Source organism: Janthinobacterium sp. FW305-129 (genome assembly GCF_020858115.1).
Classification (GTDB): Bacteria; Pseudomonadota; Gammaproteobacteria; order Burkholderiales; family Burkholderiaceae_D; genus Janthinobacterium.
On the sequence record NZ_JACYMM010000001.1, the window covers coordinates 117,804 to 130,653 of the forward strand.

Sequence of the window (12,850 nt, forward strand, 5' to 3'; positions counted from 1 at the left end):
ATAAATTCCCTTATATGGAAAATTCGACACTCGCAGAGAACGATACGGAACAGCGTCTGGCGGCGCGATTAAAACAGTTGCGCGTGGAGCGGGGCTGGTCGCTGGACCAGCTGGCCAGTGCCAGCCAGGTCAGCCGCGCCACCCTGTCGCGCCTGGAAAATGGCGAAGTCAGCCCCACGACAGCCGTGCTGGGCAAGCTGTGCGCCGCGTATGGCTTGGCCATGTCGCGCTTGCTGCGCATGGTCGAGGACGATTTTCCGCCCCTGCTGCGGCGGGCTGAGCAAAACGTGTGGACGGACCCGGACACCGGCTTCATCCGCCGTTCCGTCTCGCCGCCGTCGCGCGCGCTGGCTGGCGAAGCGCTCGAATGCGAGCTCGGCGCTGGCGTGACGATCAGCTATGCGGCATCGCCCCGGCCCGGCATGGAACATCATCTGCTGCTGCAAGAGGGCAAGCTCAACGTGACGGTCGATGGCCGCTCCCGCGATTTGATGCCCGGCGATTGCCTGCGCTACCAGTTGCATGGCGCCAGCGCATTTACGACGCCCGCCGACAGCGGCGCCCGCTATTTTCTCTTTCTCGTCTGAGGTCGCCATGCCCGCATCGCTACGCCATTTTTCATCCGCCGATATTCTCGAACGCCTGCCGGAACTGGGCGCCTTGCTGCAGGCGTGCGTGCACGACGGCGCCAGCATCGGTTTCATCTTGCCGTTTGACGTGGCAGCCAGCCAGGCGTTCTGGACGGAAAACGTCTTGCCGGCCGTCACGCGCGGCGTGCGCCTGTTGCTGGTGGCCGAGGTGGAAGGGAAGGTGGCGGGCGCCGTGCAGCTGGACTGGGATACCAATCCCAACCAGGCGCACCGGGCCGAAGTGCGCAAGCTGCTGGTCGCGCCCGCTTACCGGCGCCATGGCATCGCCCGCCAACTGATGGGGGCGCTGGAAGAACAGGCGCGGCAGCTGCCGCGCAGCCTGCTGACCCTGGATACGCGCAGCAGCGACCATGCGGAACCGCTGTACCTGTCGCTCGGCTATGTGGTGGCTGGCAGCATCCCCGGCTATGCGCTGGCGCCGGCTGGCGGCCGGCTGGACGCCACCACCATCATGTACAAGCAGCTGTAGCGGGGAACTCAGGCGGGGAACTCAGGCTTTCAGCCGCGCTCTAACGCTTGCGGCAGGCCGGTTTGCAGGCGCGGTGACCGCCTGGGTAGCCTGAACGGCCACCAGGCTGATGCCGTGCGCCGCCTGGGCGGGAAGCTGGTCACGGCTCAGCTTGAAGATGCCAACCGTGCCCGACAGCAGGGTGGCGCGCTGCTGCATGCTCGCTGCCGCCGTCGATGCCTGTTCCACCAGGGCCGCGTTTTGCTGCGTCACTTGTTCCATCTGCACGATGGCGGCATTGACTTGTTCGATGCCGGACAATTGCTCGCCGCTGGCCATGCTGATTTCGCCCATGATGTCCGTGACGCGGTGTACGCTGGCCACGATGTCGCGCATGGTGGCGCCTGCCGTATCGACCAGGCGCGCGCCCGCGTCGACCCGTTCGACGGAGTCGCCGATCAATTGCTTGATTTCCCGCGCCGCGCCGGCCGAGCGTTGCGCCAGGGTGCGCACTTCCGCGGCCACGACGGCAAAACCTCGCCCCTGTTCCCCGGCCCGTGCCGCTTCCACGGCAGCGTTCAGGGCCAGGATATTTGTCTGGAAGGCGATGGCGTCGATGACGCCAATGATGTCAACGATCTTTTTCGACGACGCATTGATCGAGCTCATGGTATCGATGACTTGCGCTACCACCGTGCCCCCTTTGCCGGCCACGTCGGCGGCCGATTGCGCCAGCTGATTGGCTTGCCGTGCGTTATCGGCATTTTGCTTGACGGTGCCCGTCAGCGTTTCCATCGAGGCGGCCGTGCGTTCCAGTGAGCTGGCTTGCGCCTGCGAGCGCTGCGACAGGTCCAGGTTGCCGGCCGCAATCTCGCCCGAGGCGCCCGCGATCTCGTGCGTGCCGCCGCGCACCTCGCCCACGATATTGATCAAACTCGCATTCATGTCTTTCAGCGCTTGCAGCAATTGCCCCACTTCATCGCTGGAATCGACGCGGATATGCTCGCTCAAGTCGCCGCCCGCCACCTTGCGCGCCACCTTGACGGCGTGCCGCAAGGGGCGCACGATGCCGCTGCTGATGAACCAGGCCGTCGCCAGGCTCAGCACGCCTCCGACCAGGCCCAGCGCGATGATCAGCATGCTCGTATCGTGGGCGCGCGCCATGGCCGCCTCGGCCGTCGAGCGCATCAGGGCCGACTGCGTGGCGATCTGCTGATCGAGGTCGCGCAGGGCGGATGGCGCTTGCGTGCTGTTGCGCGTGGCTTGCAATTGGGCGATGCGGGCATAGCGCTGGTTCACGCTGCTGTCGATTTCCCCGCTCACGGTCGACAACTGCCAGGTGCTGATGCCGACGACCACGGCCAGTAAAAGCGAAGTGAGCAAAAAGCCTGTGGTCAGGCGTACACCGATGCGTATGTTTGAAATATTCATGTGCCCTCAGCTGTTGTCCCGTGGTGGCCGTGTCCCCTGCGGCGGCAGGGCGCGGCGCTTGCCCCTGAAGTTGCTGGGGTGAAATGAGTGTAGCAGTGCGGTACTAAGTAATCTATAAATATTTCCATATTGGAATGAGTCCCTGCCTGTTTAGCAACAGCAGCATGGTTTGTTGCCAGATAAAATCACCGGTCTTATTACAGACTCCTCCTACTCCCATACCCGGCATCGTCCGACTGGCGCGTGCCGGTGCCGCGCCTACACTGTTCCTTGTACAGACCCGGCGGCGGGTCATTCTTCTTATCCAAGGGAGGTTGAGATGGCGAATATCCAGGCAGGATCGGACGGTGCGGCAAAACAGGAAATGACGGCCAAGCGCCTGAACGTGGTCGACTGGATCTCGATGATCCTGCTGATCGTGGGCGGCTTGAACTGGGCGCTGGTGGGCTTGTTCGATGTCGATATCGTGGCCCGCATCCTGGGCGCCATGTCGACGGCGTCGCGCGGCGTGTACGTGCTGGTGGGGCTGGCGGCGCTGTATTCCATCTATCTGTGCGTGCGCAAGCTGCCGGCCAAGCCCTAGGGGAAGCAAATGCCTGTCGGTGCCAGTCCCAAGCGCGAGCGCGAATTCAGGAAGCTGGAAAAGGAGTTCAGGCAGGAGGGTCGCTATCCCGGCCGCGAGGACGAGGTTGCGGCCCGCATCGTGAACAAGCAGAGGGCACAGGCGGGGGAAACCCGGACGGCGCACGAGCGGGAAAATACCAGCAGTCCAGCCTTGGATGCACCGGCGTCAGACCTGCCCATTGCCGGCTACCAGCATTTGACGGTGGCGCAGATCCGCGACAAGCTGGGCGGTCTTTCCGCCTCCCAGTTGCGTCGCCTGCGCGACTATGAGGCGGCGCACAAGAAGCGCAAGGGCGTGCTGCAGGCGCTGGGAGCTTGATCTGGCGTCAGGACTTGATGCCGTGTGCGCGTGCATGCATGCGCGCTGGTTACATGCGCTTATTTCACGCGATTACTGCGTGCGCAGGTAGGCCAGCAGATCGGCCACTTGCTGCGCATTGCCGATGCCCCAGAAGCGCATGTTGTTTCCAGGAATGAAGTCGCTCGGTGCTTGCAGGAAGCTGGCCAGGTTTTGCTCGGTCCAGACGATATTCGCGTTCTTCATGGCTGCCGAGTATTTATAGTCGGTGGTGGCGCCAGCCTTGCGGCCGATCACCCCCGTCAGCTTGGGGCCGAAGCCGCCGCGCGCCGAAGGCCCCACCTGGTGACAGGAGGCGCACTTGCGAAACGCGGCCTTGCCCGCTTCGGCATTGCCTTTCAAGGCGGCGGGAGCTGCTGCATTTACCATGGCGGCGGGCGCCAGCAGCAGGGCTGCAGCGGCAAGAGGGGAGAACCAGCGAAAAAGAAATGTGGATGTCATCGGTGAGGCGGAAGTGTGCAATATGGCAAGCAATGACGCATTTTACAGGCGGGCATCCAAACCTGCCCGTCAGTAATGCAACCATGTGATGCAACCATGCCAGGCGGCCAAGCGCGGGCGCGGCGCAGTCAGCACAGTGGGACAGGCTCGATACCGCTAGCGCTTGCCGCCCTGTGCGCCGAGCGCTGCCATGGCCGACGCAAACACGATGCAGGCGATGGCCAGCCACTGGGTCAGGCTCAGCAGTTCTCCCAGCACGGCCATGGCGGCCAGCGCGCTGACGGCGGGCGCCGCGCTGCTGAACATGCCGAACACCCCTTGTGGCAAGCGGCGCAAGGCAAAGATTTCCAGAGAGTACGGCAGGGCGCTGGACAGCATGGCAATGGCCAGGCCCATCAAGGCAATCGACGGCGCCAGCAAGGCCGTGCCCGAGTAAGTGATGCCGATGGGCACCGTCACCATGGCCGCCACCGTCATGCCCCAGGCCACGGCTTGCCCGCCCTGCAAGGTCGAGGCGCGCTTGCCGAAGATGATGTACAGGGCCCAGCACAGCGCCGCGCCCAGCGCGTAGGCCACGCCGACAGGGTCCAGGCTGCCCGGACTGCCTTGCAGCGGCAACAGTAAATACAAGCCAAACACGGCGCACGCGACGGCCAGCAAATCGCGCGGCCGCCGCGACGACAGCATGGCCACGGCCAGCGGCCCCGTCACCTCGATGGCGACCGCGATACCGATCGGTATCAACGCAAACGCCCGGTAAATTAGCAAGTTCATCAGCCCCAGCACGGAACCGTAGACCAGCAAGTTCAGTACATCCTTGCGCGTCAGCCGGTAGCGCCAGGGCCGGAATATCGCCAGCAGTATCAGCGCCGAAAACCCCACCCGGTACGCCGTAATCCCCTCGACCCCGATGACGGGAAACAGGTTTTTCGCTATCGCCGCCCCCAGATTGACGGATATCTGCCCTCCCAGGACGGCCAGGGAAGGGAGCAGGATGCTGTCGGAGAGGGGGGAGGTCGAGGCGGGGGAGGTCATGGGGCGCCATTTTAATACGCAACAGGCCGCCAGTCGCTGGCAGATTGGTAAGCCGAGGAGATTTAACGAGGTAGTTGCTGACATGACTGGCGCATCGCGGCTTCTTTTTCGATATCATGTTGCAAAATGCGCTACAGTTGTGGAATCGTTTACTAATGGTCAGAAGTAGCCGCTCCTAATCGAACAGCCTTTACCATTTTGAGTCTTAACACTTTCGGGAGTTGCCATGCAAATGGTTCGAGTAAATTCCAACGCCATTGTTGCGATTGCTTACGACGAGCAAACAGCTCGCATGCGTATCCAATTCCAGCAAGGGCATAGTTATGATTTTTGCCGAGTACCTCCGAATGTGCATGCTGCGTTCATGCGTGCCTACTCCAAGGGTATTTACTATAATGAGCACATCAAAGACCGATACCAATGCTAATCGGCACTTAACCTAAAAGAGTCGGAAATCGGCCACAAGCGGACTTTCGCGCTCGATTGTAATCGTGTAACTAAAGAGTCGCGCCTGCTATCTGGCGCACATTAATGTGTTACGGGGGCGCCCATACGCTTAACCTATTTCGCGGACCATGATGGAAAAGAAAACTAATGACCAGATTATTCTTGAACAAATCATCAAGGAGCGCTGGGAAGAAAGCCAAGATGGGTCGTCAATTTCAGAATATTTTGAGATTTACGCAGCCACAGAATTACTTAAAAATCAAGATCTTTCTTACGACGATATCGAGTATGGAATCGTGGGTAATGGCGGCGACGGCGGAATTGACTCAATATACACCTTCATAAACGGCGAGCTTCTTAAAGAGGACACGCCCATCAATGCGACGCAAAAGAAAAACACGATTGAACTCGTGATCATTCAGTCGAAGACCTCGCCGACCTTCAAGGAGGACGCGGTAGTCAAATTTCGCGAGTCCGCCGAGGACCTTTTCAACTTGGCCAACGCGACTGACGACTTCGCGGCGCGCTACAATAAAGACATCCGCGAAAAGGTTGAGTTGTTTCGAAAGGGCTACGGCATGCTCGCTAAGACTTTTCCAAAACTGGTCATCCGATACTTTTATGTCACGCAAGGGGTTTCGACGCATCCCAATGTTGAGGGTAAAGTGGATAAGCTGCGCGACGTGATTTCGTCGATGTTCAGCAACTCAGAGTTTTCATTCGAGTTTGTAGGTGCCTCTCGTCTCTTGGAGTTGACCCGTGATATCCCAACAACGTCGCGCGCTCTTGAAGTGGCCGAATCGCCGATCGGGACTGCTGGTGGCAGCTATATTTGCCTAGTCGACTTGAAAAGTTACTTCAAATTCATCTCCGACGCCGGAGCTCTCGCCCGCAGCCTGTTCGAGTCGAACGTGCGAGACTATCAAGGAAGCGTCATCGTCAACACAGGTATTCGCCAAACATTGCAAAACGCCCACTCTGAGGATTTTTGGTATCTCAACAACGGCGTCACTATTATTACCCCAAAGGCGGTGCTGGCTGGCAAACAGCTCACAATTGAAGATCCGCAGATCGTCAATGGCCTGCAAACATCCCACGAAATCTACCAACATTTCTCGGAGTCGAGCGAGGATTTGGCAGACAAGCGTACCGTCTTGGTCCGTATCATTTGCGAGAAAGACGAGCCCGCGCGGGACCGGATTATCCGCGCCACAAACAGCCAAACGGCGATTCCACCGGCTTCGCTCCGCAGCTCGGATGAAATTCACCGCAACATCGAGGATTTTCTAAAGTCGAACGGCTTTTACTATGATCGCAAGAAGAACTATTATAAGAACAAGGGTATGTCGATCTCGCAGATCATCAGCATTCCATATATGGCGCAAGCGATGATGGCAATCATTCTGCAAAAACCTGATCAAGCGCGCGCACGGCCGTCGACCCTTCTGAACTCCGATATCGAATATAAGCGGATTTTCAGCCTTGACATGCCAATTGATGTTTATCTCAAGGTTATCCAAGTCATGCGGACCGTTGAACGCAACATGAAAGATCTGGAAATTGATCGGAAGACCAGCGCTAACATCAAATATTATGTCGCAATGGTGTATGCGATTGCCATCACCGGAACCAAGTCTGACATCGCGGCCAAACTGAATGGTATGGCGCAACTTGTTATCAACACCGACGAGCTCACGGAGGTCACGTTGAAGGTGAAGGCGATGTTTGAGGAAGCCGGCGGAACCGATCAAGTAGCCAAAGCTTCGGCCTTCGCTGAGACACTGTTGGCGGCACCAATATCAGAAATTCAGGCCGTCCTGTAGTCCATGCCGATTGCATGGATTTGGCCATTTCAGGCGTTTTGGTGAAGTACTTAGCAGTAATGGACGGTAAATGGAGCCTATCTTGCCGGAGCAGCTCCGTTTAAACCTATGACCGGTAAGGTCGAATCGACATCGATTCGACTTTGAACTCGTTCCTGTAGATGCCTGATGCGAGCTACCGATTGAATCCGCAGGCGGAAGCGGACGTTACAAGTTTTACCTGTTTTGCGGAGTAAACGGCCCTTTCTTGCATTCATTGATATTATTAAAGATGGTAAAGTTTAATATCATTTCTGTGCGCATTGACAATAGTTGAATGAATATGGTGAAGACAGGGCAATCCTGCATTTCTTGCTGTTTATCGCGCCGTATATTTGCTTGTAACTCAGGAGAAGTATTGAATGACTGTTTTCAGTATCGGCAACACCAATTTTGAAGTGGATGTAGCGAAATCAAGTATTAGTCTGGAAGCGCATGGCAGCGGCATGCTGGAGCTCAATATCGATATCCATGGGGATGACGATGTGTTCATGCGCTTGACCGAGCCCGATGATGCGGAGTGGTCGTGGGCGCTGTATCCGCCGGCGTTTTTCCTGCACGGCTTGCGCATACCGGAAGGGCAGGGAGGAGCGCTGGCGATCGGGATGCTGGATATGCATCCCGAGGCGGAGGAATCGGGTATCTATATGATGGAATATAGTGACGTGTCGGCTGTCAACATCATTGAATTGTCGGCGGATCGACTAGCCATGTCGGGCATGGTGGACTTGTGCGGCAAGCGCCTGCCATTTCATATCGATATGCCGCGCAGATAGTATCGGGGCCGGGCTCCTCGGGATGGGAATGCGCCCCATTGGTGCGCATTCCCCCGGCGGGGCCGGCCCCGCTCCAGTCTGATTATTCCAGCTTCAACGCCTTCGCCACATCCCCCCACGCCACATACTTGAAGTTCTGCGGGCCGTCCGGCAGGCGCTTGTAGCCGTCCTGGATCACCAGCATGCCTTGTGCATAGGCGCCGCCCAGGTTGGCGGAGGTGACGTCGAGGCCATCCGTTTCCGAGGTGCCGTCTATGCCGGCGGGCAAGTTGAAGCCCACCTTGAAGCGGCCGCGCACCTTGTATGGCGCTTGCGCGTCGAGCACGACGTAGCTGCTGTCGCCCTGGCTGGAGACGATCAGGTAGCCCGTATTGGGCGCGCCGCCGGGCTTGCGGTAGATGGCCATGCCTTCCACGTCGGCCGCCAGGTTTGCGCCCACGGGCAAGATCATGGACAGCGCGTCTGGCTTGGCGGCGTCGGCCGAGGTGGTCCAGATGCCGCGCGTTTCCTCGCCCAGGAACAGGCGGGCGTTGGCGTCGTCGGCCACGCAGCCTTCCGGTTGCGTCGCGACCTTGAAGCTGCGCAACAGAGAGGCGCTGAACTTGTTGTCTTCCAGACCGATGCTGTACTGCTGGAAAGTGCCGTCCTTGTCGTTGATGAACGCCTGCACGCCGCCGGCCGCTGGCTGGTACAAGCACATGCCGTAGATGCTTTTCAGGCCGGTAGGGAAACGGCCTGCTTCCGCCACCTCGCCGCTGGCATTGATCGTGAACAACATCATGCTGTTGTCGTCGCGCTGCGTGGCCACGGCCAGGTCGACCTTGCGGCCGCCCAACTGGATGTTCTGGCGCACGTCGACGTTGTTCAGCCGGCCCACTTCCAGCAGCTGCGTCTGTTTACCGTGCAGGTCGTAGACCAGTAAGCCCTGCTTCTTGTTGGTGCCGAGGATGCGAGAGTCGGCCCGGTTGCTGGACAGCCAGATGGCCGGGTCGTCGGCCGCGTCGCCCTGGCGCGCCATCGGTTCCGTCTGCGCCTGCGGGGCGATGATGGCCACCGCAGGCTGCGTTTCCGCTTTGCCTGCCCATTTCAAGGGCCGCGCCTGCCAACCGTTCTTGCCGCGCAGCAGCAGCGACTCCTTGTCCAGCGCCAGCTGGCTGTCGCCCTTGCGCACGTTCAGGGCGACGGCCTGGGCTGGCTGCGCCGTCCATTTGCCGGTTTCATGCGCAAACAGGTGCAGCTTGTCCGCCTTGCCGTCGAGCACGGCCACGCCGCCCGGCAGCACGGCCAGGGCGCCGGCGCCGCCGTCCAGCTGGCCGTACGGCTTGCGCAGCGCCACCACTTCGCGCTTGCCCATGCCTTCCGACTCGGCGTCATACGCCCACACGCCCATGTTGGACTCGCTCACCAGCAGGCGCCGGGCGCCATCGTCGGCGCGGCAATGTTTCGCGTGCGGCGGCAGGGCCAGTTTGCGTACCAGGCTGCGCTGCTCGCCCTGCATCACCCACTGTTCCGCCTGGCCATCCTTGCCGATCAAGAACAGATGAGCTAGCTGCTGCGCATCGCGGTACAAACACGATGCTTCCACGGAAAACGTGGGCACGGGAAACGGCGCCAGTTTGACCAGCTTGCCGGCTTGCACGTCGACGGAGACGGGCAGCGGGCGCTGCGTGTCCGCTTCGAGGAAAACGGCCAGCACTTGATTTCCGTCAAGGCGCGTGTCGAGCTGCTTGGCGCGCACGGCGATACGGTCCTGCTCCTGGCCGGCCGCATTGAACAGACGCAAGCCGTGCTTGTCCAAAGCCAGCCAGCCGCCGCCGGGCAGGCGGGCCAGTTCTTCCGCCTCCTGCGTGAAGGCAGGCAAGGCGTTGGCGGGGGCGGCCTGCGCGCTGGCGCCCAGGCAGAAGGCAGCCAGCAAAGCGCTGCAGAGTACGGTTTTTTTCATGTTATTGAGAATCATCATCAGAAGGCGCTGGCTTTCAGGCTCACTTTGAAAGTGCGGCCGTATTGTTCATTTTGCACGTTATATTGCTTCGTGCCCTGGTAGACATAGTATTTCTCGTTGTTCAGGTTGGCTGCCTCGAACGTCACCTGGAACTGCTTGTTGATCTGGTACGACAGCGAGAAATCGAGCTGTTTCTGGCTGTCCACGATACGGTCCTGGCTTGGGTCGAGGATATCGTTGCCCATTTCCAGCAGGTAGGGCGACTTGTAGTTGAGGGCCAGGCGGGCGCTGACGGGCCCCGTTTCATAGCCCAGCATCAAGTTCATCACCTGGTTCGACTGGCCCGGCAGGCGGATGTCGCGGTTCATCTGCTGCTTGCTGGCCTTGTCGTAGCGGCCGATCTGCGCGCTCGACGTGCTCAGGGTGCCGTTGACGCCGACGAGCAGCTTGTTGAATGGCGCCGGCAGCATGCGCAGCGGCTGCATGTAGGCCAGTTCGATGCCTTTCACTTTGGCCGCGTCGCCGTTCGCATAGGATGTCGCCGTCGTGTAGCCCGTCCATTGTCCCGTGCCGGCCAGGTTCGTCGTGTACGTAAAATTCTTGATGTCCTTGTAGAAGCCATACGCCGACATCACGCCGTCGTTGCCCAGCACGCGCTCGATGCCCAGGTCCAGGTTGTTGGCTTTCAAAGGTTTCAAGTCCGGATTGCCGATCACGGCTTCCGTGTTGCTGGCCAGGCTGATGCCCGGTGCCAGCTGGCTGAAATTGGCGCGCACGACGGCTTGCGTCCACGCGGCCCGCACGCTGGTTTTTTGATCCACGTCATAACGGGCTTGCAGGTTCGGCAGCCAGTTGGTGTATGAACGTTCGCGCGTCAAGGCCGTGGCCAAGCCGGCGCTGTCCACTTGCGAACCGTTTGCTTCGAAACTGGTGCGTTCGGCGCGCACGCCGCCGAGGATGTGCCAGGCGTCGAAGTCATAGCTGTTTTGCACATACATGGCGTTGATGTCTTCATGCATGCGGTAATCGTTGATGATGGACTCGGTGGCCAGGCGCGCCTTGTCTCGGTCCAGTCCGGCGACCCTGGCGCGTATCAGGGCAGGGTCCAGCGCCACGCCGATGTTGCCCAGGTCGTAGTCGAGATTGTGGCCCTGCACGAAGGCGCTCATCGAGGTGGCGCCGGCGCCCCAGTAATTGCCGCTGGAAGCCTTGCTGCTGTTGTACGCCCATTGATCCGTGTCATTGGTTTTTTCGCGGCGGCTGACTTTCGCGCCGAATTTCAGGGTGGCGATGTCGAACTTGCGTGCCAGGTCGATGCGTGCATGGCGTTCATTGTCTTTCGAATAGCGCTTTTGCAGGGTGATGGCGTTCAGTGCATAGCTGGCCGGATCGTACAGCGAGGCGGGGCCGCTCAGCAATGGTTGCTCGGTGCCATTGAAGCTGATGCCGTTAAAGTTGCTGACGCCGCGGAAACGGCCGTCGTTCAAGGACTCGGGCGTGTCTTCCGTGGCGCGGCTCAGGCCGCCTTTCACGTCCAGGGTCCAGTCGCCCGATTTCTGCTGCGTGCCCAGCACCAGCGAGCGCACTTGCTGCGTGTACTTGCGCTGGCGGATGCGGCGCTCGGCGCGCGCGCTGGCCGTCTGGCCTTCGGCCAGGCTGCCGCCCGTGATATTGCTGATGGTCAAACGGTCGCGCACTTCATCGTCGGAAAATTCGCTTACAAAAGAGCGCAAGAACCAGCTGTTGCCCGCTTCGGGACGGTAATCGAGGTTGACGGCCAGGGCGCCGCGCTTGCGCACGGGCAGGTAGTCGCGCAGTTCCAGGCCCGACAATTTGCCCTTGCTCCAGGCGCCGCCCGTTTCCACGTCATCGGAGCCGAACGAGCGCTTTTCCGCGCTCAGGCCGGCGGCCACGCCCAGTTTGCCATCGAGAAAGCGCTGGGCCCACAGGGCGCCGCCGCTGGGGCTGGTCTTGCCCGTCTTTTCATCGTGGCTGGCGGCCACGTTGGCCGACAGCAGCTTGCCCGGCAAGTCGAAGGCGGACAGCGATTTGACTTCGACCGTGGCGCCCAGCGAATTGGCGTCCATTTCCGGCAGCAAGGTTTTCGAGACTTCCAGCGTGCGGATCAGGCCGGCAGGCAGGATGTCCAGCGCCACGGCGCGGCGGCCCGCTTCCGGCGACGGCACGAGGGCGCCGTTGATGGTGACGGCGTTCAGGTCAGGCCCCAGGCCGCGCACCGTGATGTAGCGGCCTTCGCCCTGGTCGCGCTGCACGGACACGCCCGGCAAGCGGGCCAGCGCCTCTGCCGCGTTTTTATCGGGCAAGCCGCCGATATCGTCGCTGCTGATGACGCTGATGATGTTGTCGGCTTTCTCTTGTGCGGCGATGGCGTTGCGCAGGCTGGCGCGCTGGCCGCTGACGACCACGGTGGCGGCCGGCTGGCCATCCGCATCTTGCGCTTGCGCATGGCTTTGACCGCTGAAGACGGCCATGAGGGCCAGGGACAGGGCCGTCAGGCGCAGCGGGGAGGGGAACGATGTGTGCATGGTTTTCATGAAGGGCTCGGTTGGGGGAAGGAACCGGGCGGATTCTAGGCAGCAAATATGACGGTTGCGTGACAGGGGCCGGCTTGCCACTCTGAAAACAACGGCTGGTGAACGCTTTGCGGCCGGAATGCGGCCGCCATGAGCTGAAATGACCCGCCGGCGCAGGGCGCATGGGCAATGGCTTGCCGGATTTGCCTGCGCCGCGTTGCGCATGTTGAGCCGTTTGCACCTGCCGCACGGGCGCGGGGCATGTCATCGTGCCGTCATGGGCGGGCGCTATCGTGGCGACA

12 protein-coding genes are annotated in these 12,850 nt (G+C 60.5%); 7 read left to right on the forward strand and 5 right to left on the reverse strand.

The genetic code is table 11. The features are described 5' to 3' along the window. The first annotated feature begins 14 nt into the window (after positions 1 to 14). Positions 15 to 587 carry a helix-turn-helix domain-containing protein gene (locus IGS61_RS00500; protein ID WP_230537538.1) on the forward strand — a complete coding sequence of 191 codons (573 nt, stop codon included), beginning with the start codon at positions 15 to 17 and terminating at the stop codon, positions 585 to 587. Between the two features lie 7 nt (positions 588 to 594). Then, entirely contained in the window at positions 595 to 1,119 is a 525-nt protein-coding gene (locus IGS61_RS00505; RefSeq protein WP_230537539.1) for a GNAT family N-acetyltransferase, read from the forward strand. 21 nt (positions 1,120 to 1,140) lie between these two features. Here IGS61_RS00505 and IGS61_RS00510 read toward each other — a convergent pair whose 3' ends face one another. Beyond that, positions 1,141 to 2,529, reverse strand: coding sequence for a methyl-accepting chemotaxis protein (locus tag IGS61_RS00510; RefSeq protein WP_329958028.1), 1,389 nt, complete (start codon positions 2,527 to 2,529; stop codon positions 1,141 to 1,143). A gap of 319 nt (positions 2,530 to 2,848) precedes the next feature. Between IGS61_RS00510 and IGS61_RS00515 the strand changes: the two genes are divergently transcribed. Together IGS61_RS00515 and IGS61_RS00520 are read left to right on the forward strand one after the other, a co-directional pair. Beyond that, positions 2,849 to 3,112, forward strand: coding sequence for a DUF378 domain-containing protein (locus IGS61_RS00515; protein WP_230537540.1), 264 nt, complete (start codon positions 2,849 to 2,851; stop codon positions 3,110 to 3,112). A 9-nt stretch (positions 3,113 to 3,121) separates the two neighbouring features. Further along, on the forward strand, positions 3,122 to 3,472 hold the full coding sequence (locus tag IGS61_RS00520; protein WP_230537541.1) for a hypothetical protein: 351 nt from the start codon (positions 3,122 to 3,124) through the stop codon (positions 3,470 to 3,472). 72 nt (positions 3,473 to 3,544) lie between these two features. Here IGS61_RS00520 and IGS61_RS00525 read toward each other — a convergent pair whose 3' ends face one another. Both IGS61_RS00525 and IGS61_RS00530 read right to left on the reverse strand, forming a co-directional pair. Beyond that, entirely contained in the window at positions 3,545 to 3,880 is a 336-nt protein-coding gene (locus tag IGS61_RS00525; RefSeq protein WP_076568476.1) for a c-type cytochrome, read from the reverse strand. A 228-nt stretch (positions 3,881 to 4,108) separates the two neighbouring features. After that, positions 4,109 to 4,987, reverse strand: a complete 879-nt coding sequence (locus IGS61_RS00530; RefSeq protein ID WP_230537542.1) for an EamA family transporter — start codon at positions 4,985 to 4,987, stop codon at positions 4,109 to 4,111. A gap of 232 nt (positions 4,988 to 5,219) precedes the next feature. On the opposite strand from IGS61_RS00530, the gene IGS61_RS00535 reads away from it, so the two are divergent. The 3 genes from IGS61_RS00535 to IGS61_RS00545 all read left to right on the forward strand — a co-directional run bounded on the left by IGS61_RS00535 (position 5,220) and on the right by IGS61_RS00545 (position 8,072). Next, positions 5,220 to 5,414, forward strand: coding sequence for a KTSC domain-containing protein (locus tag IGS61_RS00535; RefSeq protein ID WP_268993710.1), 195 nt, complete (start codon positions 5,220 to 5,222; stop codon positions 5,412 to 5,414). Positions 5,415 to 5,562: 148 nt separating this feature from the next. Continuing rightward, positions 5,563 to 7,257 carry an AIPR family protein gene (locus IGS61_RS00540; protein ID WP_230537543.1) on the forward strand — a complete coding sequence of 565 codons (1,695 nt, stop codon included), beginning with the start codon at positions 5,563 to 5,565 and terminating at the stop codon, positions 7,255 to 7,257. Between the two features lie 401 nt (positions 7,258 to 7,658). Then, positions 7,659 to 8,072: a hypothetical protein gene (locus IGS61_RS00545; protein ID WP_230537544.1), complete on the forward strand. Its 414-nt coding sequence runs from the start codon at positions 7,659 to 7,661 to the stop codon at positions 8,070 to 8,072. 82 nt (positions 8,073 to 8,154) lie between these two features. On the opposite strand, the gene IGS61_RS00550 is transcribed toward IGS61_RS00545, so the two are convergent. Further along, a complete protein-coding gene (locus tag IGS61_RS00550; protein WP_230537545.1) occupies positions 8,155 to 10,014 on the reverse strand; it encodes a phytase in 1,860 nt (619 codons plus the stop codon). A 17-nt stretch (positions 10,015 to 10,031) separates the two neighbouring features. Next, the gene (locus IGS61_RS00555; RefSeq protein WP_230537546.1) at positions 10,032 to 12,560 is read right to left on the reverse strand and encodes a TonB-dependent receptor; all 2,529 of its coding nucleotides are present in this window, start codon (positions 12,558 to 12,560) and stop codon (positions 10,032 to 10,034) included. Between the last annotated feature and the right edge of the window lie 290 nt (positions 12,561 to 12,850).

Coding starts and splice junctions, on each gene's coding strand:
- IGS61_RS00535 (WP_268993710.1), top strand. CDS start 5,220: ATGGTTCGAGTAAATTCCAACGCCATTGTTGCGATTGCTTACGACGAG.
- IGS61_RS00520 (WP_230537541.1), top strand. CDS start 3,122: ATGCCTGTCGGTGCCAGTCCCAAGCGCGAGCGCGAATTCAGGAAGCTG.
- IGS61_RS00500 (WP_230537538.1), top strand. CDS start 15: ATGGAAAATTCGACACTCGCAGAGAACGATACGGAACAGCGTCTGGCG.
- IGS61_RS00525 (WP_076568476.1), bottom strand. CDS start 3,880: ATGGTAAATGCAGCAGCTCCCGCCGCCTTGAAAGGCAATGCCGAAGCG.
- IGS61_RS00555 (WP_230537546.1), bottom strand. CDS start 12,560: ATGCACACATCGTTCCCCTCCCCGCTGCGCCTGACGGCCCTGTCCCTG.
- IGS61_RS00515 (WP_230537540.1), top strand. CDS start 2,849: ATGGCGAATATCCAGGCAGGATCGGACGGTGCGGCAAAACAGGAAATG.
- IGS61_RS00550 (WP_230537545.1), bottom strand. CDS start 10,014: ATGAAAAAAACCGTACTCTGCAGCGCTTTGCTGGCTGCCTTCTGCCTG.
- IGS61_RS00545 (WP_230537544.1), top strand. CDS start 7,659: ATGACTGTTTTCAGTATCGGCAACACCAATTTTGAAGTGGATGTAGCG.
- IGS61_RS00540 (WP_230537543.1), top strand. CDS start 5,563: ATGATGGAAAAGAAAACTAATGACCAGATTATTCTTGAACAAATCATC.
- IGS61_RS00510 (WP_329958028.1), bottom strand. CDS start 2,529: ATGAATATTTCAAACATACGCATCGGTGTACGCCTGACCACAGGCTTT.
- IGS61_RS00530 (WP_230537542.1), bottom strand. CDS start 4,987: ATGACCTCCCCCGCCTCGACCTCCCCCCTCTCCGACAGCATCCTGCTC.
- IGS61_RS00505 (WP_230537539.1), top strand. CDS start 595: ATGCCCGCATCGCTACGCCATTTTTCATCCGCCGATATTCTCGAACGC.